The organism is Pseudomonas arvensis (assembly GCF_056688935.1).
The window spans coordinates 4,291,408-4,312,916 of record NZ_CP162038.1 but is presented as its reverse complement, the minus strand read 5'-3'; the positions used below and the strand labels follow the sequence as shown (position 1 = coordinate 4,312,916).

General features: G+C 62.8%; 11 protein-coding genes. 7 read left to right on the top strand and 4 right to left on the bottom strand.

Annotation, left to right across the window (positions count from 1 at the left end; genetic code table 11):
- Positions 1-263 precede the first annotated feature (263 nt).
- Positions 264-713 (bottom strand): hypothetical protein, encoded by a 450-nt coding sequence (locus AB3G88_RS19360; protein WP_177411557.1) that lies wholly within the window; start codon positions 711-713, stop codon positions 264-266.
- 552 nt (positions 714-1,265) lie between these two features.
- Here AB3G88_RS19360 and AB3G88_RS19355 point away from each other — a divergent pair.
- Together AB3G88_RS19355 and AB3G88_RS19350 are read left to right on the top strand one after the other, a co-directional pair.
- Positions 1,266-2,201, top strand: a complete 936-nt coding sequence (locus tag AB3G88_RS19355) for a chemotaxis protein CheV (protein WP_032887940.1) — start codon at positions 1,266-1,268, stop codon at positions 2,199-2,201.
- 40 nt (positions 2,202-2,241) lie between these two features.
- Positions 2,242-3,048 (top strand): MOSC domain-containing protein, encoded by an 807-nt coding sequence (locus AB3G88_RS19350; protein WP_099584155.1) that lies wholly within the window; start codon positions 2,242-2,244, stop codon positions 3,046-3,048.
- Positions 3,049-3,113: 65 nt separating this feature from the next.
- On the opposite strand, the gene ppnP is transcribed toward AB3G88_RS19350, so the two are convergent.
- Both ppnP and AB3G88_RS19340 read right to left on the bottom strand, forming a co-directional pair.
- Positions 3,114-3,398 carry a pyrimidine/purine nucleoside phosphorylase gene (gene ppnP / locus AB3G88_RS19345; protein WP_010208796.1) on the bottom strand — a complete coding sequence of 95 codons (285 nt, stop codon included), beginning with the start codon at positions 3,396-3,398 and terminating at the stop codon, positions 3,114-3,116.
- A gap of 64 nt (positions 3,399-3,462) precedes the next feature.
- On the bottom strand, positions 3,463-4,005 hold the full coding sequence (locus tag AB3G88_RS19340; RefSeq protein ID WP_099584156.1) for a 3'-5' exonuclease: 543 nt from the start codon (positions 4,003-4,005) through the stop codon (positions 3,463-3,465).
- A gap of 277 nt (positions 4,006-4,282) precedes the next feature.
- On the opposite strand from AB3G88_RS19340, the gene AB3G88_RS19335 reads away from it, so the two are divergent.
- The 3 genes from AB3G88_RS19335 to AB3G88_RS19325 all read left to right on the top strand — a co-directional run bounded on the left by AB3G88_RS19335 (position 4,283) and on the right by AB3G88_RS19325 (position 6,869).
- Positions 4,283-4,906: a TetR/AcrR family transcriptional regulator gene (locus AB3G88_RS19335; RefSeq protein ID WP_158876864.1), complete on the top strand. Its 624-nt coding sequence runs from the start codon at positions 4,283-4,285 to the stop codon at positions 4,904-4,906.
- Positions 4,907-4,999: 93 nt separating this feature from the next.
- On the top strand, positions 5,000-5,788 hold the full coding sequence (locus AB3G88_RS19330) for a substrate-binding periplasmic protein (RefSeq protein WP_099584158.1): 789 nt from the start codon (positions 5,000-5,002) through the stop codon (positions 5,786-5,788).
- 67 nt (positions 5,789-5,855) lie between these two features.
- Positions 5,856-6,869, top strand: a complete 1,014-nt coding sequence (locus AB3G88_RS19325) for a GNAT family N-acetyltransferase (protein ID WP_099584159.1) — start codon at positions 5,856-5,858, stop codon at positions 6,867-6,869.
- Positions 6,870-6,917: 48 nt separating this feature from the next.
- Here AB3G88_RS19325 and AB3G88_RS19320 read toward each other — a convergent pair whose 3' ends face one another.
- A complete protein-coding gene (locus tag AB3G88_RS19320; RefSeq protein WP_034117025.1) occupies positions 6,918-7,469 on the bottom strand; it encodes an RNA polymerase factor sigma-70 in 552 nt (183 codons plus the stop codon).
- A gap of 299 nt (positions 7,470-7,768) precedes the next feature.
- On the opposite strand from AB3G88_RS19320, the gene AB3G88_RS19315 reads away from it, so the two are divergent.
- Together AB3G88_RS19315 and AB3G88_RS19310 are read left to right on the top strand one after the other, a co-directional pair.
- The gene (locus AB3G88_RS19315) at positions 7,769-8,521 is read left to right on the top strand and encodes a thioesterase II family protein (protein ID WP_250924909.1); all 753 of its coding nucleotides are present in this window, start codon (positions 7,769-7,771) and stop codon (positions 8,519-8,521) included.
- A gap of 54 nt (positions 8,522-8,575) precedes the next feature.
- Positions 8,576-21,463 (top strand): non-ribosomal peptide synthetase, encoded by a 12,888-nt coding sequence (locus tag AB3G88_RS19310; RefSeq protein ID WP_480451235.1) that lies wholly within the window; start codon positions 8,576-8,578, stop codon positions 21,461-21,463.
- Positions 21,464-21,509: the final 46 nt, after the last annotated feature.

Here is a 21,509-nt window from a genome sequence, read left to right as displayed (position 1 = left end):
TGGCAAAAGTTCAGCCACTTCGAGCGGGGTGATAGTACCACTACTCTTACCGTTGGTCGCCAGGTGCCTGTCTGGCGGGCTTATTTAGACGCGCAAACACCCCGGGACGCTAATCCCAGAGTTAATGAAGTGAGGTTTATTGTTTTAAAGGCCTGTAGCCTTAATGGCTAATTGATATCCATGCAGGGGTCATTCAATTTCAGCGCGTTAATTAAATCTGTCGTTTTTAGACAACTTAGCGCTGAATCCGACTGGATAACCCCTCAAGAAGCGTGGTGAATACGCTGCTGCGGTTTATATCTGAAGTCCTTTTGTGGAATCTGCAGTGTGACCGTGGCGATCAATGTGGTTTGTTCCGCTTCATCCAGTGCCAACAGGCCTGTCTTCGCATCGATCAACTCCAGCTGCCAGGCCAGCAGTCTCAGGCAATCCTCCAAGGCATTGAGGGCCTCATCGTGCAGCTGCAGAGGGTTTTCGGCGTTGGCGATCAGGTATTGGATGTGCCGCGAAAATTCGCTGATCGCCCCCAGAGCCAGGCAATCGGCCTTTTCGGCGAGCTTGATCAGGCTGACTTTCATGCAGTCGATGGCGTCGTTGTCGTTGCGAATCAAATGCAGGTGACTCAGGCACTCCTCCGACTTGGCCAGCAGCTTTTCAGCCTCGTACAGGAACTCTGGAAGTGCAAATTGCCACTCGTTACCGTCGTTCATCATGCAAATCTCCGCAACATAAGGTTGGGTGATGAGAGGTCGCACAGGGTGAATGGCGTAAAACTACTGCTGAAAGATAACTGGAGTATGTAGGTCGCTTCTGATTGTTCAGTAGGACGTTTATTTGAATGACGGCGACGGCTGCGCGTGGCCCTTGTGAGCAGGCTCAATTGCACACCATCAGTTGCCGCGACGTGAGCGTCCGGAAGACCCGTGGGCCGAGGGCTTGCGATGACAAACAAAAGCCTGACTCCATTCATGCAATGAGAATGGCGTCACATTAATGGCTATTAGATATTGCGAATATCAGGTTGGGCCTGATTGTGTATAGGGGAATCCCTTACATGGCGGAACCTTGCACCGATTTGAATGTCGTGCAATGCCGCAGTACCGCTGTCTGGAGACGTGCGTGCAGTAGAGCATGATGTCAGTGTGACATCAATGAATTTGCGTGGCATTTTAAGGGGGTCAAGGTCTGGCTTTCGCCGCCGATAACAGCAGTAATGAATTGCACAATCCCTTCGCGCATTTTCCAGCGCACACCAGGAGCTTTTAATGGCCGGCATTCTCGACACGGTAGACCAACGCACGCAACTGGTGGGTGAGAATCGCCTGGAGATCCTCATGTTTCGCCTGGCCGGGCGGCAGCTGTTCGCAATCAACGTGTTCAAGGTGCAGGAAGTCCTGCAACTGCCCAAGTTGACCCTGATGCCCCAGCGCCATCCCTTTGTGTGCGGTGTGGTCAACCTGCGTGGCCAGACCCTGCCGGTGATCGACCTGTCCCAGGCCATCGGCATGCGCCCGCTGGTGCCTGGCCCGAACAGCACCATCATCGTCACCGAATATAACCGTTCGGTGCAGGCGTTCCTGGTGGGCGGCGTGGACCGCATCGTCAACATGAACTGGGAGTCCATCCTGCCGCCGCCGACCAGCGCCGGGCGTCAGCACTACCTCACCGCCATCAGCAAGGTCGATGATCAACTGGTGGAAATCATCGACGTGGAAAAAGTCCTTGCCGAGATCGTGCCCTACAACGCCAAGGTTTCCCGCGAAAAGCTCGAAGACCCGGTGCTGGAACGAGCCCGTGGCCGCGAAGTATTGCTGGTGGACGACTCCAACGTTGCCCTGTCGCAATTGCGCGACACCCTGGGCCAACTGGGCGTGAAGATGCACATCGCCAGCGACGGCCTCAAGGCACTGAACATGCTCAAGGCCTGGGCCGACGCCGGCCACGTGATGACCGACAAGCTGCTGATGATTTTCACCGACGCCGAAATGCCCGAGATGGACGGCTACCGTCTCACCACCGAGATCCGCAACGACCCGCGTCTGCGCAAGCTGTACGTGGTGCTGCATACCTCGCTGTCGGGCAGCTTCAACGACTCGATGGTGAAGAAGGTCGGATGCGACAACTTCCTGTCCAAATTCCAGCCCGACAAACTGGTGGATGTGGTGCGTCAGCGACTGATGCTGGACGAAGCCACCGCTTGACCTTAGGGTTGCATCTTTGCCCCCTCAGGAATGCAGGCCCATGCTTCGTCTCAGTGCGTTGTACCGTTACCCTTTGAAGTCCGGCAAGGCCGAAACCTTGCAGCAGATCGGCCTGGATAAACTCGGGTTGGACGGGGATCGACGCTGGATGCTGGTGGATGAGGCCAGCGGGCGTTTCCTTACGCAGCGGGCAGTGGCGAAGATGAGCCAGCTCTCGGCCCTGTGGAGCCGCAGCGGTGGCCTGACCTTGAGTTCGCCCGGCCATGCGCCGCTGGACGTGGCGCTGCCCGGCAGCGATGCCGAGTTGCGCGGCGTGACCATCTGGCGCGACACCTTGCGCGTGCCAGACGCCGGTGATGAAGCCGCCGCCTGGGTCAGCGCCTTTATCGGCAAGCCGACGCGGCTGGTGCAGATGCCCCTGGACCGTGCCCGCACGACCGAGGCCGGTTACGGTCGCGATGATGACCAGGTGGCGTTTGCCGACGGTTATCCGTTGCTCGTTATCGGGCAAGCGTCGCTGGACGACCTCTCGCAAAAAATCGGCCGCCCCATGGAGATGCTGCGCTTTCGTCCCAACCTGGTGATCGAAGGCGGTGAAGCCTTCGCTGAAGACGGCTGGAAGCGCCTGCGCATCGGTGATGTGGAGTTTCGTGCGGTGAAACGCTGCTCACGCTGCATTCTCACCACCATCGACCCGCAAACCGGCGAGCGCAGTGCCGACCGTGAGCCTTTCGCCACGCTGGATACCTACCGCAAGACGGAGGACGGCGCGATGTTCGGCCAGAACCTGGTCAATGAGGGCAACGGCCGCCTGGAAGTGGGCATGCCAGTGACCATTCTCGAATAGTTTTCAGCGCCCATTAAAAATGCCCGTCTCGCAGGAGACGGGCATTTTTTTGAGCGGGCGAAGGCTTAGCCGCGGTATTCGCACAGGTAAGCGGTGTCCACGGCGACCTTCAGCTGGAACTTGCTGTTGGCCGGAACGTTGAACTGGCTGCCGGCGGCGAAGGTTTCCCACTCGCTCGCGTCAGGCAGTTTGACGGTCAGGGCGCCGGAAACCACGTGCATGATTTCACGCTGGGCGGTGCCGAATTCATATTCACCCGGAGCCATCACGCCGATGGTCGCCGGACCTTCTGCAGTGCCGAAAGCGATCGACTTGACGGTGCCGTCGAAGTACTCGTTGACTTTGAACATGGGCGAATCCTCGGAAAAAGGGTCTGGAAAGGTCGGCCAGTATGCCCAAGGGCGGGGGAGCTGCCTAGACCGGTAAAATCAACGGCAGCAGGCGTGCGGTATTGCGTGCATCTTCCAGTGCCCGATGTTGCTGGCCATGGAACTGCATGCCCGCCAATTGCAGCGCGCCGTTGAGCCCCAGGGGCTTGTCCAGGCGCCGGGCCTTGGCGAAGCGCTGCTTGAGGTTCACATGGGGCGTCTTGGCGAGTGCACTGACCAGGCTATTGCGCTGCCATTCAAGTTCAAGCTGCGCACGGTCATAGTCGCCCCAACTGGCCCAGCCCTCCAGGCGCGATTGATGCTGGCCCAGCCAGCGTTCGAACAGCGGCCACACCTCGGTGATGGGCGCGGCGGCGTCGATATTTGCCTGGGTGATGTGGGTCAACTGACGGCAAAAAGGCGTCAGCAATGGGCGGCGCAACGGCCGCACAAAGCGCTGGAAGTGGTCCAGTTCGCGGCCCTGGCGGTTGACCAGGCTCGCGCCGATCTCGATGACTTCCATCTCCGTCACGGGCCAGCCGCCTTCATCCGTTGTGGCTTCAAGGTCAATAATCAGCCAATGAGGCATTGTGCAGGTTCCCGTACTCGTCCCTTCTTGATGGGGATAGAGCGTAGCCCGGCCCTGTAGTTCCGCCCAGGGCCTATTCGATCTCCAGCAAAACCTGGCGATTGCGCACCGGGTTGGCGTCAATCACCTGTCCAGCCTTTGCAATCTCGTGAATGCCGACCGTGAGTGAATGTTCCCTGTTCATCGCTTCGAGCAAGATTTGGCCAAGCGCTTGCTTGGTTGGCGGACACGGCCTAAATTGCCGGCCAAGACGTCAGTGGAAGTAGAGGAGAGCAGCATGGATGAGCACCAAGCCATGCGGGTGATGCGCACCATGGTCGAAGGCGGCCAATTGACCGATCCCGACAGCGCCCGGGGCAAATTGCTGCAAACCGCGGCGCACCTGTTTCGCAACAAGGGTTTCGAGCGCACCACCGTGCGTGATCTGGCCAGTGCGGTGGGCATTCAGTCCGGCAGCATCTTTCATCACTTCAAGAGCAAGGACGAGATCCTGCGGGCCGTGATGGAAGAAACCATCCACTACAACACGGCGATGATGCGGGCGTCGCTGGAGCACGCGACGAACGTGCGCGAGCGTGTGCTGGCGCTGATCCGCTGCGAGTTGCAGTCGATCATGGGCGGCAGCGGCGAAGCCATGGCGGTACTGGTGTATGAATGGCGCTCGTTGTCGCAGGACGGCCAGGCCCAAGTCCTGGCGCTGCGCGACGTGTATGAAGACCTCTGGCTGCACGTGCTGGGCGAGGCCAAGGCTGCGGGCTATATCAAGGGTGATGTGTTTATCGCGCGGCGCTTTCTCACCGGCGCCTTGTCCTGGACCACTACCTGGTTTCGCGCCGAGGGCAACCTGACGCTGGAGCAGTTGGCCGAAGAAGCCCTGCTGATGGTTCTGAAAGCTGACTGAGGCGCAAGCTATTAATTTGGTGGTGGAAAGTTGTCTCGCCAGACAAAAACGCCTAGCTTATCGCCATCAATCGGTTGAACGGTGTGTGCCTTGATGTTTTCGCCATGGCGGCTGGCTGCAGGACTAACAATATGGGCACTGGGCGCCGTGTGGTGGATGCCGGCCTCGGCTGCGCAATTGGTGCGCGTCGGCGCGGCGCATTTCCCGCCTTACACCGTGCGCCCGGAGCAGGGCGCCGACACCGGGTTGCTGCCGCAATTGGTCGAGGCCTTGAACGCCTTGCAAACCGACTACCAGTTTGTGCTGGTGCCCACCTCCATTCCCAGGCGTTTCCGCGATTTAGAGCAGGGCCGGATCGACATGGCCATCTTCGAAAACCCCGCCTGGGGCTGGCAGAAAATCCCCCACACCAGCATCGACATGGGGCTGGAAGACGCAGAGATTTTCATCGCCCAGCGTGAGCCCGGTCGCGGCCAGGACTATTTCGCCGACCTCGCGGGCAAACGCCTGGCGGTGTTCAGCGGATACCACTACGCCTTTGCCAGCTTCAATCCCGACCCCAGGAACATGGCCGAGCATTTCAACGCCACCTTGACCTATTCCCATGACAGCAACCTGCTGATGGTTGCGCGTGGGCGAGCGGACATTGCCTTGGTCACCCGTTCGTACCTGAGTGACTTTATGGTGCGCAATGCGGATATGGCCGCGCAGTTCCTGGTGTCGGAGCGTATCGATCAGGTCTATCACCATTACGCCTTGCTACGGCCGAAGGCGCCGATCACGGGGCCTGCGTTTGCCGAAATGCTCAAACGCCTGCGTGATAACGGCCAGATGCTGAAGATTTTCGAGCCGTACCGCATCGACGTGATGGCGGTACCTTGATCGGCTAAATTTCTTCCTCCGGCTCACGTCACTTCCTTATCTGTCGACGATTACGTGAGCCCCTCCCATGTCCAATCTCAATGACCTGTCGGTCCTGCCATTGCCGGCCGGGCCTGCCTTGAATGCTGATGAAACCGAAAGCCACCTGAGCCTGACCCTGGAAGGCCAGCCGCTGGCGCGTTTGCGCCTGGAACGTGGCGATGAATTGCAGGTGCATTTGCAGAACCCCGGCGATGTGCCTTCCGCCCGTGCCTTGTGGGCCGCCTGCTACTGGTTGTTTGCCAGGGAACCCGCTCGGCAGCGCCTGACCTGGCACCTCGCACATGCGCCGCAAGAGGCCTTGAGCACTGGTTTGCTGGTGGTCGCCGAGACCGCCGGGCAGTACCGCTGCGAGCGCACCCTGTTCTGGCAACTGCCCCAGCCGTGGTTGGGGCAATCGTCCAGTGGCAGCTACCCGCAACAGATGATTGTCAGTGCGGGCAAGCGCCACCCGGTCCGCGCACCGAAACCCCGAGGTGAAGTCTACCGACGTTACGACGCACGCCTCGGCGCCTGGATTTCCCTGCGCACCGTTGAAATCGATGTGGACCTGGCGCGCTTCAATCGCTGGCAGAACAGCGCGCGCGTGGCGAGTTTCTGGCAGGAAAGCGGCAGCCTGGAGCAGCATCGGGAATACCTCGACAAGCTCGCCGCCGATCCGCACACCCTCACGCTGATCGGCTGTTTCGACGATGAACCCTTTGCCTATTTCGAAGCCTACTGGGCCAAGGAAGACCGTATCGCACCGTTCTACGATGCGGCCGACTACGACCGTGGCATCCACATGCTGGTGGGGGAGGAACATCATCGCGGTCCGCACAAGGTCGCCAGCTGGCTGTCGGCGCTGGTGCACTACCTGTTCCTGGATGACCCGCGCACCCAGCGCGTGGTGGCGGAACCGCGTGCCGATAACGCGAAGATGATCGGCCATATGCACAACCAGTGTTTCCACTGCGAGAAGGAGTTCGACTTCCCGCACAAGCGCGCGGCGCTGATGATTCTGGGGCGGGAGCGGTTTTTTGAGCGGTGCGGGTTGATCTGAGGCGAGGTTCACAGGCGGGAGCGGGCAGGCCGCTCCCCATTTTTTGCCTCAGACCCGGCGTGCGAAGGTATCGCTATGGCTGCCCGACACCTTGCGGCAGTGCACCAGCGCATCGCGGATCATGAAGTTGACCAGCGTTGGCGACACCCCCAGTTCCTTGGCGATGTCCTTTTGCGGCACGCCGTGCAAGCGGTACATCTCGAACGCGTAGCGGGTGCGCTGGGGCAGCTCGGTCAGCGCGTCGGCGATGTTTTCCAAGGTGTTGAAATTGATGTGGGAGGTTTCCGGTGATGCGCCGTGAATAACCACATTCAAGCCTTCCTCTTCCGGCCCGGAGTATTTGAGTTCCAGGGCCTGCTTGCGGTAGTGATCGATGGCCAGGTTGCGCACGATCTGGAACAGGTAACTCAGTTGGGCCTTGAACGATGAGGTGATCGTCGGCGCCGATTGCAGGCGAAAGTAGGCGTCCTGCACGACATCTTCGGCGCGGGAGCGGCAGCCGGTAATACGTGCTGCGATCTTCACCAGAATCAATCGATTGTCGACGAACGCCTGGAGAAGTGGTGAGTCGCACCTGCCTGTGGATACTTGTTCCGTCATGGAAATCACCTTGATAAATAGGTTGGGGGAGGGCGTCCTTGCTGAGGCCTCCTACACATCGGGCAACAAATTAGGCTGAATGATAATGATTGTCAAATGAGAAGGGCAACTAATCTTATGCTTTCTTGTTCGGTGTGAACCACGTCTCGCTCATCCCCGGCGACTAATTATTTGCGGTTGCCGTCCGTTCTTCTGGGTGACAGGTCCGTTAGCAAGGCGGCCAAGGATCAGCACCCGCAGGAGGACGAAATGGGTTTTTACCGTGCACACAGCGTGTTTCAGTTTGGAGTCTTCGAGCGATGAGCACGCCGACCCGACTGCGCCTGTTCTGCCTGCCCTATTCCGGCGCCAGCGCCATGGTCTACGCACGGTGGCGCCGAGCGTTGCCCGAGTGGCTGCAGGTTTGCCCGCTGGAATTGCCTGGTCGCGGCATGCGCATGGACGAGCCCTTGCAGCGCGATATCAAGGCCCTGGCTGCGCAACTGGCGGATGAAATCAGCCACGATTTGGGTGGCCCCTACGCGTTGTTCGGCCACAGCCTTGGCGGCCTGCTCGCCTTTGAGCTGGCCCACGCATTGAACGCCCGCAACGTCCCTGCGCCGCTGGCGCTGTTCGCCTCCGGCACTGCCGGCCCGGCGCGCCGCGATGTCAGCGAATACGCCATCGAAAAGACCGATGAGCAACTGATCGCCCGCCTGCGTGAACTGCAGGGCACCGCCGAAGCAGCCCTGGCCAACCCCGAATTGATGCAACTGATGCTGCCTATCCTGCGTGCCGATTTCCTGCTGTGCGGCAGCTTCAACTATGGCGAACGCACGCCGCTGGCCATGCCGATCCATGTGTTCGGCGGCAAGCAGGACAGCGTGCGCGCCGACCAATTGCTCGACTGGCAACTCGATGCCGCCAGCGGCTTTTCCCTCGACATGTTCGACGGCCACCACTTCTTTCTCGTGCAGCACGAAAGCGCGGTATTGCGCTGCCTGCGGCGCTACGCCGACGAACACCTGGCCCGCTGGCGCAATGGCGTGACGCGGCAACTGGTCGCCGGCTGATAGCTACTCAATTCCCGAATTTCCCGTAAGCCGATTTCAGGCAGGAACCCCAAGATGGACGCCTTCGAACTTCCCCGCACCCTGGTCCAGTCCCTTCAACGTCGCGCCGCGCAGACCCCGGACCAGGTGGCTCTGCGCTTCCTGGCCGAGTCCGCCGAGCACAGCGTTGTGCTCAGTTACCGCGACCTCGACCAGCGCGCCCGCACCATCGCCAGCGCCCTGCAGGCCAATGCCGAATTGGGCGACCGCGCCGTGCTGTTGTTTCCCAGCGGCCCGGACTACGTCGCGGCGTTCTTTGGCTGCCTGTACGCCGGGGTGATCGCGGTGCCGGCCTACCCGCCGGAGTCCACCCGCCGTCATCACCAGGAGCGTTTGCTGTCGATCATCAGCGACGCCGAACCGCGCCTGCTGCTGACCGTCGCCAGCCTCGCCGAGGGCCTGGCGCAGATCGAACATGCGCCGCCGGTGTTGAGTGTCGACCCCTTGGACGGCACTGACAATTGGGTCGCCCCCGAGCTGCATCCCGACGACATCGCCTTCCTGCAATACACCTCCGGCTCCACGGCGCTGCCCAAGGGCGTGCAAGTCAGCCACGGCAACCTGGTGGCCAACGAAGTGCTGATCCGCCGTGGCTTTGGCATCGACCTCAACCCCGACGACGTGATTGTCAGCTGGCTGCCGCTGTACCACGACATGGGCCTGATCGGCGGCCTGCTGCAACCGATCTTCAGCGGCGTGCCGTGCGTGCTGATGTCGCCGGCGTACTTCCTTGGCCGGCCATTGCGCTGGCTCGAAGCGATCAGCGAATACGGCGGCACCATCAGCGGCGGTCCGGATTTCGCCTACCGCCTGTGCAGTGAGCGCGTCAGCGAGTCCGCCCTGGAGCGCCTGGACCTGAGCAAGTGGCGCGTGGCCTATTCCGGTTCCGAGCCGATCCGGCTCGACACCCTGGAGCGCTTCGCCGAAAAATTCGCCGCCTGTGGTTTCAGCTCAGACCATTTCTTTGCGTCCTACGGCCTGGCCGAGGCGACGCTGTTTGTCGCTGGCGGCACCCGGGGTCATGGCATCCCGGCGCTGCGCGTCGACGAGACGGCGCTGGCCGCCAACCGCGCAGAGCCGGGGCAGGGCAGTGCGATCATGAGTTGCGGCACCAGCCAGCCGGAACACGCGGTGCTGATCGTTGATCCCCACACGTTGGATGAATTGCCCGACAGCAGCGTCGGCGAACTCTGGGCCACCGGTCCGAGCATCGCCCACGGCTACTGGCGCAATCCTGAAGCCACCGCCAAGACCTTCGTCCAGCACGCCGGGCGGACCTGGCTGCGTACCGGCGACCTGGGCTTTATCCGCTTTGGCGAGGTGTACATCACCGGCCGCCTCAAAGACCTGTTGATCGTGCGCGGTCACAACCTCTATCCGCAAGACATCGAGCAAACCATCGAGCGCGAAGTGGAAGTGGTGCGCAAAGGCCGGGTTGCGGTGTTTGCGGTGAATGACCAGGGCCTGGAAGGCATCGGCATCGCCGCCGAAATCAGCCGCAGCGTGCAGAAAATCCTGCCGCCCGAAGCGCTGATCAAAGCCATCCGCCAGGCCGTGGCCGAGGCGTACCAAGAGGCGCCGAGCGTGGTGGTGCTGCTCAACCCCGGCGCGTTGCCCAAGACCTCCAGCGGCAAGGTGCAACGTGCGGCCTGTGCGCTGCGCCACGCCGATGGCAGCCTCGACAGCTACGCGCAATTCCCCGATCTGCAAGGGCAGGCTGGGGATGTGGCGCTGGACGGCGGTTTGCAACAGCAGATCGCGGCGATCTGGTGCGAGCAGTTGCAGGTCGCGAGTGTCGCTGCCGACGATCACTTTTTCCTGCTCGGCGGCAACTCCATCACCGCCACCCAAGTGGTCGCACGCCTGCGTGAAACCCTTGGCCTGGAGCTGAACCTGCGCATGCTGTTCGAGGCACCGACCCTGTCGACATTTGCTGCCCATGTTGCGCAATTGCAGCAGGACGGCGGCGTCGCCCAAGGCGCCATTCATGCCTTGTCACGCCAGGACGAATTGCCCCAGTCCCTGGCCCAGAATCGCCTGTGGATCACCTGGCAACTGGACCCGCAGAGCAGCGCCTACACCATTCCTGGCGGCCTGCGCCTGCGTGGCGAGCTGGACGAAGACGCGGTGCGCCTGAGTTTCCAGCACCTGATCCAGCGCCACGAAGCCCTGCGCACCCGCTTCTACGAGCGTGACGGCCAAGCCTTCCAGCGCGTTGACGCCAACGCAGCGTTCGACCTGCAAGTCATCGACCTCAGCGACCTGCCCGCCGCCGAGCGCGAAGCCCGTGCGCAGCAGATCCGCGAAGACGAAGCGCGCACGCAATTCGATCTGGAAAAAGGCCCGCTGCTGTGGGTGACCCTGGTGCGCCTGGACGATGAAGACCACCAATTGCTGGTGACGCTGCACCACATCATTGCCGATGGTTGGTCGCTCAACATCCTGATCGATGAGTTCTCGCGCCTGTACGCCGCCGCTTCCCAGGGACAATCCCTGGCGCTGCCGCCGCTCGCCCTGCAATACGCCGACTACGGCAGCTGGCAGCGCCAATGGCTGGCCGAAGGTGAAGGCCAGCGTCAACTGGCGTACTGGAAAAACCAACTGGGGGACGAGCATCCGACCCTGAGCCTGGCCACCGACCACCCACGCTCCGCCCACCACCTGCACAGTGCTGCGCGCCATAGCGTGCGCCTGAGCGCCGGCCTCAGCGAAGCGATTCGCCAGACCGCCCAGGCCAACGAATCCACGCCTTTTATGCTGTTGCTGGCGGCGTTCCAGACCCTGCTCTATCGCTACAGCGGCCAGCGCGATATCCGCATCGGCGTGCCCAACGCCAACCGCCCGCGCCAGGAAACCCAAGGCCTGATCGGCTTCTTTATCAACACCCTGGTGCTGCGTGCCGAGCTGGACGGGCGCCTGCCGTTCAACCAGCTATTGGCCGCCACCCGCGAAACCGCCTTGGGCGCCCAGGCCCATCAGGACCTGCCCTTCGAACAGCTGTTGGAAGCCTTCCCCCAGGCCCGAGAGCAAGGCCTGTTCCAGGTCATGTTCAACCACCAGCAACGCGACCTCAGCGCTTTGCGCCGCCTGCCGGGCATGCTCGCCGATGAGTTGCCGTGGCACAGCCGCGAAGCCAAGTTCGACCTGCAACTGCATACCGAAGAAGACCGCAACGGCCGCCTGAGCCTGGCGTTCGACTACGCCGATGAGCTGTTCGAAGGCGCCACCATCCAGCGCCTTGCCGAACACTTCATCAACCTGCTGCACGCCATCTGCGAGCAACCCCGGCAAGCCCTCGGCGACCTGCAGTTGCTGCTGGCGGACGAGCAGCAACCGTGGAGCCAGGCGCCGTGCGCGCCCGCTGAGCAATGGTTGCCCGAGCTGCTCAAGCAGCAGACTTCGGACACCACCGCGCTGGTCTGGCAGGGCGGCAGCCTGACCTTCGCCCAACTGCACACCCAGGCCAACCGCCTGGCCCATTACCTGCGCGACAAAGGCGTCGGCCCGGACGTGTGCGTGGCCATCGCCGCCGAGCGTTCGCCGCAACTGCTGATCGGCCTGCTGGCGATCATCAAGGCCGGTGGCGCCTACGTGCCGCTGGACCCGGATTACCCCGCCGAGCGCCTGGCCTACATGCTCAAGGACAGCGGCGTGCAACTGCTGCTGACCCAAACCGCATTGCTGGAGCAACTGCCGAGCGCCGACGGCGTGTGCGTCATCGCCATGGACAGCCTGCACCTGGACCGCTGGCCGACCCAGGCACCGGGCCTGCACCTGCACGGCGACAACCTTGCCTACGTGATCTACACCTCCGGCTCCACCGGCCAGCCCAAAGGCGTGGGCAATACCCATGGCGCGCTGGCCGAGCGCTTGCAGTGGATGCAGGCCACTTACCAACTCAACGACACCGACGTGCTGATGCAAAAGGCACCGATCAGTTTTGACGTGTCGGTGTGGGAATGCTTCTGGCCGTTGATCACCGGCTGCCGCCTGGTGCTGGCCGGCCCGGGTGAGCATCGCGACCCGCACCGCATTGCGCAGCTGGTGCAGGAACACGGCGTGACCACCCTGCACTTTGTGCCGCCGCTTTTGCAGTTGTTTATCGACGAGCCGTTGGTGGCCGAATGCACCAGCCTGCGTCGCCTGTTCTCTGGCGGTGAGGCGTTGCCCGCCGAACTGCGCAACCGCGTATTGGCGCAGTTGCCGGCGGTGCAGTTGCACAACCGCTATGGCCCGACCGAAACCGCGATCAACGTCACCCATTGGCACTGCAGCGCAGAAGATGGCGAGCGCTCGCCCATTGGCCGACCGCTGGGCAATGTGATCTGCCGCGTATTGGACGATCACCTCAACCTGTTGCCAGCCGGTGTGCCTGGCGAACTGTGTATCGGTGGCATCGGCCTGGCGCGGGGTTACCTCGGGCGCGCCGGTTTGACCGCCGAACGTTTTATTGCCGACCCGCTGGGCGAGGCCGGCGCACGCCTGTATCGCACTGGTGACCGCGTGCGCTGGAACGCTGACGGCGTGCTCGAATACCTCGGCCGTCTCGATCAACAGGTCAAGTTGCGCGGCTTCCGTGTGGAACCGGAAGAAATCGAAGCACGCCTGCTGGCCCTGGACGGTATCGCCCAGGCCGTGGTGCTGGTGCGCAACGCCACGCTGATCGGTTACTACACCGCCAGCACCGCACTGGATGAACAGGACGTGAAAGCCGCCCTGGCCGCCGAGCTGCCTGAGTACATGGTGCCCGCGCAACTGATGCGCCTGGACGCCATGCCCCTGAGCCCCAGCGGCAAGCTGGACCGCCGCGCATTGCCGGAGCCGGTGTGGCAAACCCGCGAACATATTGAACCCGAAACAGTGCTGCAGCAGCAGATCGCCTCGATCTGGCGCGAAGTGCTCGGCCTGCCAACAATCGGCCTGCGCGACGACTTCTTCGCCCTTGGCGGCCACTCGCTGCTGGCCACGCAAATCATCTCCCGTACCCGCCAGGCCTGTGACGTCGAACTGCCGCTGCGCACCTTGTTTGAAGCCAGCGAACTGGGCGCGTTTGCCGAGCAAGTCGAGCAGATCCAGGCATCGGGCCAGCGCAACCAGCAAACTGCGATTGCCCAGGTCGACCGCAGCCAGCCGGTGCCGTTGTCCTATTCCCAGCAGCGCATGTGGTTCCTCTGGCAGATGGAACCGGATAGCCCTGCCTACAACGTCGGCGGCATGGCGCGCCTGCGGGGTGTGCTGGACGTGGGGCGTTTCGAAGCCGCGTTGCAGGCCTTGATCATGCGCCACGAAACCCTGCGCACCACGTTCCCGAGCGTCGACGGCGTGGCCTGTCAAAAGGTCGCGCCGCAGACTGGCCTGCGCATGGACTGGCAGGATATTTCCACGCTGAACGAAACCGAGCGCCAGCAGCGCTTGCAGCAACTGGCCGATCATGAGGCCCACACGCCCTTCAACCTGGAAACCGGGCCGTTGCTGCGCGCCTGTGTGGTCAAGGCCGGCGAGCAGGAACACTACCTGGTGCTAACCTTGCACCACATCGTCACCGAAGGCTGGGCCATGGACATCTTTGCCCGTGAACTCAGCGCGCTGTACGAAGCCTTTATCGACGAGCGCCTGTCGCCGCTGGCGCCGTTGCCGGTGCAATACCTCGACTACAGCGTGTGGCAGCGTCAGTGGCTGGAATCCGGCGAGCGTCAACGCCAACTGGATTACTGGACCGCGCAACTGGGCACTGAACATCCGCTGCTGGAGCTGCCGAGCGACCGTCCACGGCCACCAGTGCAAAGCCACCAGGGCGAGCTGTACCGCTTCGATCTGAGCGACGAACTGGCCGCCCGCGTGCGCGCCTTCAATGCCGAACGCGGCCTCACGCTGTTCATGACCATGACCGCGACCCTGGCCGTGTTGCTCTACCGCTACAGCGGCCAGACCGACCTGCGCATCGGCGCCCCCGTGGCCAACCGCATCCGCCCGGAAAGCGAAGGGCTGATCGGCGCGTTCCTCAACACCCAGGTGCTGCGCTGCCAGCTCAATGGGCAGATGAATGTCGGCCAATTGTTCGAGCAGGTGCGTCACACCGTGATCGAGGGCCAGTCCCACCAGGACCTGCCGTTCGACCATCTGGTGGAAGCCCTGCAACCACCGCGCAGTGCCGCCTACAACCCGCTGTTCCAGGTGATGTGCAACGTGCAGCGCTGGGAATTCCAGCAGAGCCGCCAACTGGCCGGCATGACCGTCGAATACCTGGCCAACGATGCCCGTGCGACCAAGTTCGACCTCAACCTGGAAGTCACCGACCTCGACCATCGCCTGGGTTGCTGCCTGACGTACAGCACGGATCTGTTCGACGAACCGCGCATTGCGCGCATGGCTGAACATTGGCGCAACCTGCTGGAAGCGTTGATTGGCGACCCGCAACAACGCCTCAGTGAACTGCCGCTGCTGACCGCCACCGAACAACGCGCATTGCAGGACAGTCTGGGCGTCGAGGCCGGTGAGCACCGCCTTGATCAGTGTATCCACCAGTTGTTCAGCCAGCAGGCACTCAAGCGTGCGGATGCGCCGGCCCTGACTTTTGCCGGCGTGACCCTCACTTACGCAGAACTCAATGCCCGTGCCAATCGCCTGGCCTGGATGCTGCGCGAACGCGGCGTCGGCCCGCAGGTGCGGGTCGGCCTGGCGCTGCCGCGTTCCCTGGAAATGGTCGTCGGCCTGCTGGCGATCCTCAAGGCCGGCGGCGCCTATGTGCCGCTGGACCCGGAATACCCGCTGGATCGCCTGCACTACATGATCGAAGACAGCGGCATCGGCCTGCTGCTCAGCGACGCGGCGATGTTCGAAGCCCTCGGTGAACTGCCGGCTACAGTGGCGTGCTGGTGCCTGGAGGATGACTCGCCCGTGCTGGCGAACTACCCGGCCGATGAGCTACCGTTTATCAGCCTGGCGCAACACCAGGCGTACCTGATCTACACCTCCGGCTCTACCGGCAAACCGAAAGGCGTGGTGGTGTCCCACGGCGAAATCGCCATGCATTGCCAGGCCGTGATCGAGCGTTTCGGCATGCGCCCGGATGACTGCGAGCTGCATTTCTATTCGATCAACTTCGACGCCGCCACCGAGCGTTTGCTGGTGCCGTTGCTCAGCGGCGCGCAAGTGGTCTTGCGGGCCCAGGGCCAGTGGGATGCGGAGGAAATCTGCGGGCTGATCCGCACCCATGGCATCAATATTCTCGGTTTTACCCCGAGCTACGGCAGCCAATTGGCGCAGTGGCTGGCGACTCAACACCAGACCCTGCCGGTACGCATATGCATCACTGGCGGCGAAGCCCTGACCGGCGAACACTTGCAGCGCATTCGCGCAGCCTTCCAGCCCGAGGTGTTTTTCAACGCCTATGGCCCGACCGAAACCGTGGTGATGCCGCTGGCCAGCCTGGCGCCGCAGCAGTTGGAAGAGGGCGCCGGCAGCGTGCCGATCGGCAGCATTATCGGCGACCGCGTGGCGTACATTCTCGACGCCGATCTGGCGTTGGTGCCCCAAGGTGCGACCGGTGAGTTGTTCGTCGGCGGCGCGGGCCTGGCCCAGGGTTACCACGAGCGTCCGGGCATGACGGCGGAGCGTTTTGTCGCCGATCCGTTTGCCGCCAATGGCGGCCGCCTGTACCGCACCGGCGACCTGGTGCGCCAACGCGCCGATGGCCTGGTGGAGTACCTGGGGCGTATCGACCATCAGGTGAAAATCCGTGGTTTCCGCATCGAGCTGGGCGAGATCGAAACCCGCCTGCTGGAACACGAAGCCGTGCGCGAGGCAGTGGTGCTGGCGCTGGATTCGCCGAGTGGCAAACAGCTGGTGGCGTACCTGGTCAGCGACGCAGAGCACGGCCCATTGCGCGAGGCGTTGAAGACCCACCTCAAGGCGCAATTGCCGGACTACATGGTGCCGGCACACCTGATCGTGCTCGACAGCATGCCGCTGACCGCCAACGGCAAGCTCGACCGCCGCGCCTTGCCGCAACCGGACCCCGAGGCCAATCGCCAACAGTACGTGGCCCCGCGCAACGAACTGGAGAGCACCTTGGCCGCGATCTGGTGCGCGGTGTTGAACGTGCAGCAAGTCGGTCTGGACGATAATTTCTTTGAACTGGGTGGCGACTCGATCCTGTCGATCCAGGTGGTCAGCCGGGCGCGGCAGGCGGGGATTCATTTCAGCCCCCGCGACCTGTTCCAGCATCAGACCGTGCAAACCCTGGCCGCCGTCGCCACGCGCTCCGAGCAGGTCACGGCGGAGCAGGGCGTACTCACCGGCAGCTCGGGCCTCACGCCGATCCAGCATTGGTTCTTTGACACCGACGTCCCGGCGCGTCAGCACTGGAACCAGGCGCTGGTGCTCAAGCCGCTGCAATTGCTGGAACCTCATCGCCTGGAGCAAGCGCTGCTGGCGGTGCTGGAGCACCACGACGCGCTGCGCCTGAGCTTCACCCGGCGCCATGCGCAATGGCATGCCGAGCATATGGCCGTGCCCCAGGGCGGCGTGCTGATGCAGGCGCAAGTGCGCGATATGGCGCAGTGCACCGCGCTGTTCACCGATACCCAGCGCAGCCTCGACCTGGAACACGGCCCGCTGCTGCGCGCCTTGCTGGTGGATGGCCCCGAAGGCCAGCAACGCTTGCTGATCGCGATCCATCACTTGGTGGTGGATGGCGTGTCGTGGCGGGTGTTGCTCGAAGACCTGCAGAACGTCTATCGCCAACTCAGCGAAGGCCAATCCGTCAGCCTGCCGGCCAAGACCAGCGCGCTACGTGACTGGGCCGCACGCTTGCAGGCCTATGCCAGCAGCGAATCCCTGCGCGAAGAATTGAATGTGTGGCAGGACCAATTGGCGGGCCCGGCCGTGGCGTTGCCGGTGGACCGTGCGCAGGGCTCGTTACGCAATCGCGATGCCGAAACCGTCAGTGTGCGCCTGGATGCCGAACACACCCGTCAGTTGCTGCAACAAGCCCCAAGCGCATATCGCACCCAGGTCAACGACCTGTTGTTGACCGCCTTGGCCCGCGTGTTGTGCCGCTGGAGCGGGCACGACTCGGCGCTGATCCAACTGGAGGGCCATGGCCGCGAAACCCTGTTCGACGAGATCGACCTGACCCGCAGCGTCGGCTGGTTCACCAGTGCCTACCCATTGCGCTTGACGCCGCAGGCTGAACAGGGCGACTCGATCAAGGCCATCAAGGAACAACTGCGCGGCGTGCCGCACAAGGGCCTCGGTTATGGCGTGCTGCGCTACCTGGCGGACGACCTGTGCAAGCAGACCATGGCCGCGCTGCCGACCGCCGACATCACCTTCAACTACCTGGGGCAGTTCGACCAGAGTTTCGGCAGCGAGGCGCTGTTCCATCCGCTGGATGAATCGGCGGGCCTGGCCCACGACCCGGATGCGCCGCTGCCCAACGTCCTGAGCGTCGACAGCCAGGTGTATGGCGGTGAACTGGTGCTGCGCTGGACCTTCAGCCGCGAACGCCACGATGCACACACCGTCCGCGAGTTGGCCGAAGCCTACCTGGCCGAGCTGCACAGCCTGATCGCGCATTGCCTCAGGGACGATGCCGGCGGCCTTACGCCGTCCGACTTCCCCCTGGCGCACCTGACCCAGCCGCAACTCGACAGCTTGCCGGTTCCGGCCAGCGCCATCGAAGACGTGTACCCGCTGACCCCGATGCAAGAGGGCCTGTTGCTGCACACCTTGCTCGAACCAGGCACCGGCCTGTACTACATGCAGGACCGCTACCGCATCAACAGCGCCCTCGACCCGGAGCGCTTTGCCCAGGCCTGGCAAGCGGTGATCGCCCGTCATGAAGCCTTGCGCGCCTCGTTCTGCTGGAACGTCGGCGAAGACATGCTGCAAGTGATCCACAAACCCGGCAGCACGCCGATTGAGTACCTCGACTGGAGCCAGGACCCCGAGGCTGAGCAAGAGCCGCGCCTGCAAGCGCTGCTCAAGGCCGAACGTGAAGCCGGCTTCGATCTGCTCAACCAGGCGCCGTTCCACCTGCGCCTGATCCGCGTCGGCGAAGCGCGCTACTGGTTCATGATGAGCAACCACCACATCCTCATCGATGCCTGGTGCCGTTCGCTGCTGATGAATGACTTCTTCGAGATCTACATGGCCCTGGGCGAAGGCGTTGAGGCGCAATTGGCCACACCGCCGCGTTATCGCGACTACATCGCCTGGCTGCAACGCCAGAACCTGAATGAAGCACGCCAGTGGTGGCAGCAGAACTTGCAAGGCTTTGAGCGCACCACGCCGATCCCGAGCGACCGGCCGTTCCTGCGCGAACACGCCGGCCACAGCGGCGGCATGGTGGTGGGCGACTGCTACACCCGCCTGGATGCCCGTGATGGCGCGCAACTGCGGGAACTGGCCCAGGCCCATCAGCTCACTATCAACACCTTTGCCCAGGCGGCATGGGCCCTGGTGCTGCGCCGCTTGAGCGGCGACCGCGACGTGCTGTTCGGCGTTACCGTGGCCGGGCGCCCGGTGCAAATGCCGGAGATGCAACGCACCGTCGGCCTGTTTATCAACAGCATCGCGCTGCGGGTGAAGCTGCCGCAAGACGATCAACCGTGCAGCGTGCGCCAATGGTTGAACGGCCTGCTCGACAGCAATATGCAGCTGCGCGAGTACGAATATTTGCCGCTGGTGACGATCCAGGAACACAGCGAACTGCCCAAGGGCCAGCCGCTGTTCGACAGCCTGTTCGTGTTCGAAAACGCCCCGGTGGAAACCTCTGTGCTGGACCGTGCGCAAAGCCTGAATGCCACTTCGGATTCCGGTCGCACCCACACCAACTTCCCGCTGACCGCGGTGTGTTACCCCGGTGATGACCTGGGCTTGCACCTGTCTTACGACCAGCGTTACTTCGACGAAACCACCGTGCAAGGCATGCTCGGCGAGTTCAAGCGCCTGCTGTTGGCGCTGGTGCAGGGCTTCCATGGCGACATGGCCGACCTGCCGTTGATTGGCGAGCAGGAGCGCGAGTTCCTGGTAGAAGGCTGCAACCAGAGTGAGCACGCCTACCCGCTGGACCGCACCTATATAGAGCTGTTCGAAGCGCAAGTCGGCGAGCATCCGCAGCGGATCGCCGCCAGTTGCCTGGACCAGCAATGGACGTTCGATGAACTCAACCGTCGCAGTAATGGCCTCGGCCATGCGCTGATCGCGGCGGGCGTCGGCCTGGATCAACCGGTGGCACTGTTGGCCGAGCGTAACCTCGACCTGCTGGGCATGATCATCGGCAGCTTCAAGGCCGGTGCCGGTTACCTGCCGCTGGACCCAGGCCTGCCAAGCCAGCGCTTGAGCCGCATCATCGACATGAGCCGTACGCCGTTGCTGGTGTGCACCGAGGCGTGCCGTGAGCAGGCCATCGAGTTGCTTGACGGTGTCGACTGCCAATTGCTGGTATGGGAAGACGTGCCGGCGCGTGGTGAAAACCCAGGCATCTACAGCGGCCCGGACAACCTCGCCTACGTGATCTACACCTCGGGCTCGACCGGCCTGCCCAAAGGCGTGATGGTCGAACAGCGCGGCATGCTCAACAACCAATTGAGCAAACTGCCGTACCTGGACCTGAGCCCGGCGGATGTGATCGCGCAAACTGCGTCGCAGAGCTTCGATATTTCCGTGTGGCAATTTCTCGCCGCGCCGTTGTTCGGCGCGCGGGTGGACATCGTGCCGAACACCATCGCCCATGATCCCCAAGGCTTGCTGGCCCACGTTGAGGCGCAGGGCATCACCGTGCTGGAGAGCGTGCCGTCGCTGATCCAGGGCATGCTGGCCCAGGACCGCATCAGCCTCGACGGCCTGCGCTGGATGCTGCCCACCGGTGAAGCGATGCCACCGGAACTGGCGCACCAATGGTTGCTGCGCTACCCGCAGATCGGTTTGGTGAATGCTTATGGCCCGGCCGAATGCTCGGATGACGTGGCGTTCTTCCGCGTCGATCTGGCGTCGACCCGTGGCACCTATCTGCCGATCGGCACACCGACCGACAACAACCGTCTGTATCTGCTGGATGGCGCGCTGGAGCTGGTGCCCCAAGGTGCTGTCGGTGAGTTGTGTGTGGCCGGCACTGGCGTCGGCCGTGGTTATGTCAGCGACCCGTTGCGCACGGCCGGAGTGTTTGTGCCGAACCCGTTCGGTGCACCGGGCGACCGGCTTTACCGCACGGGCGACCTGGCGCGTCGGCGCAGCGATGGCGTGCTGGAATATGTTGGGCGTATCGACCATCAAGTGAAGATTCGCGGCTACCGCATCGAACTGGGTGAAATCGAAGCGCGCCTGCACGAACAACCCGAAGTGCGCGATGCCGCAGTGGGCGTGCAAGAGGGCGTCAACGGCAAGCACCTGGTGGGTTACCTGGTGGCGGCCGATGAAGCGCTGAACCCAAGCGAACGCCTGGACCGCATCAAGCAACGCCTGCGCGCCGAGCTGCCGGAATACATGGTGCCGTTGCACTGGCTATGGCTTGACCGCCTGCCGCTCAACGCCAACGGCAAACTCGACCGCAAGGCCCTGCCGGCACTGGAAATCGGCCAGTTGCACAGCCAGGACTACCTGGCGCCGCGCAACGAACTGGAAACCTCCTTGGCTGCAATCTGGGCCGAAGTGCTCAAGGTCGAGCGGGTGGGCGTCGAAGACAACTTCTTCGAACTCGGCGGGCATTCATTGCTGGCCACACAGATTGCCTCGCGGGTGCAGAAGACCTTGCAGCGGGATGTGCCGCTGCGGGCGATGTTCGAATGCAGCACAGTGGCGCAATTGGCGGGGTACATCGACGGGTTGGCGGCCAATGAGATCAGCGCGGAGAAGGTGGATCGGCTGAGTGATTTGATGGCGGAGTTGGAGGGGCTTTAAGCGTCGCAGCCCCCCACCCACACTTGAATGTATTCACACATCAACA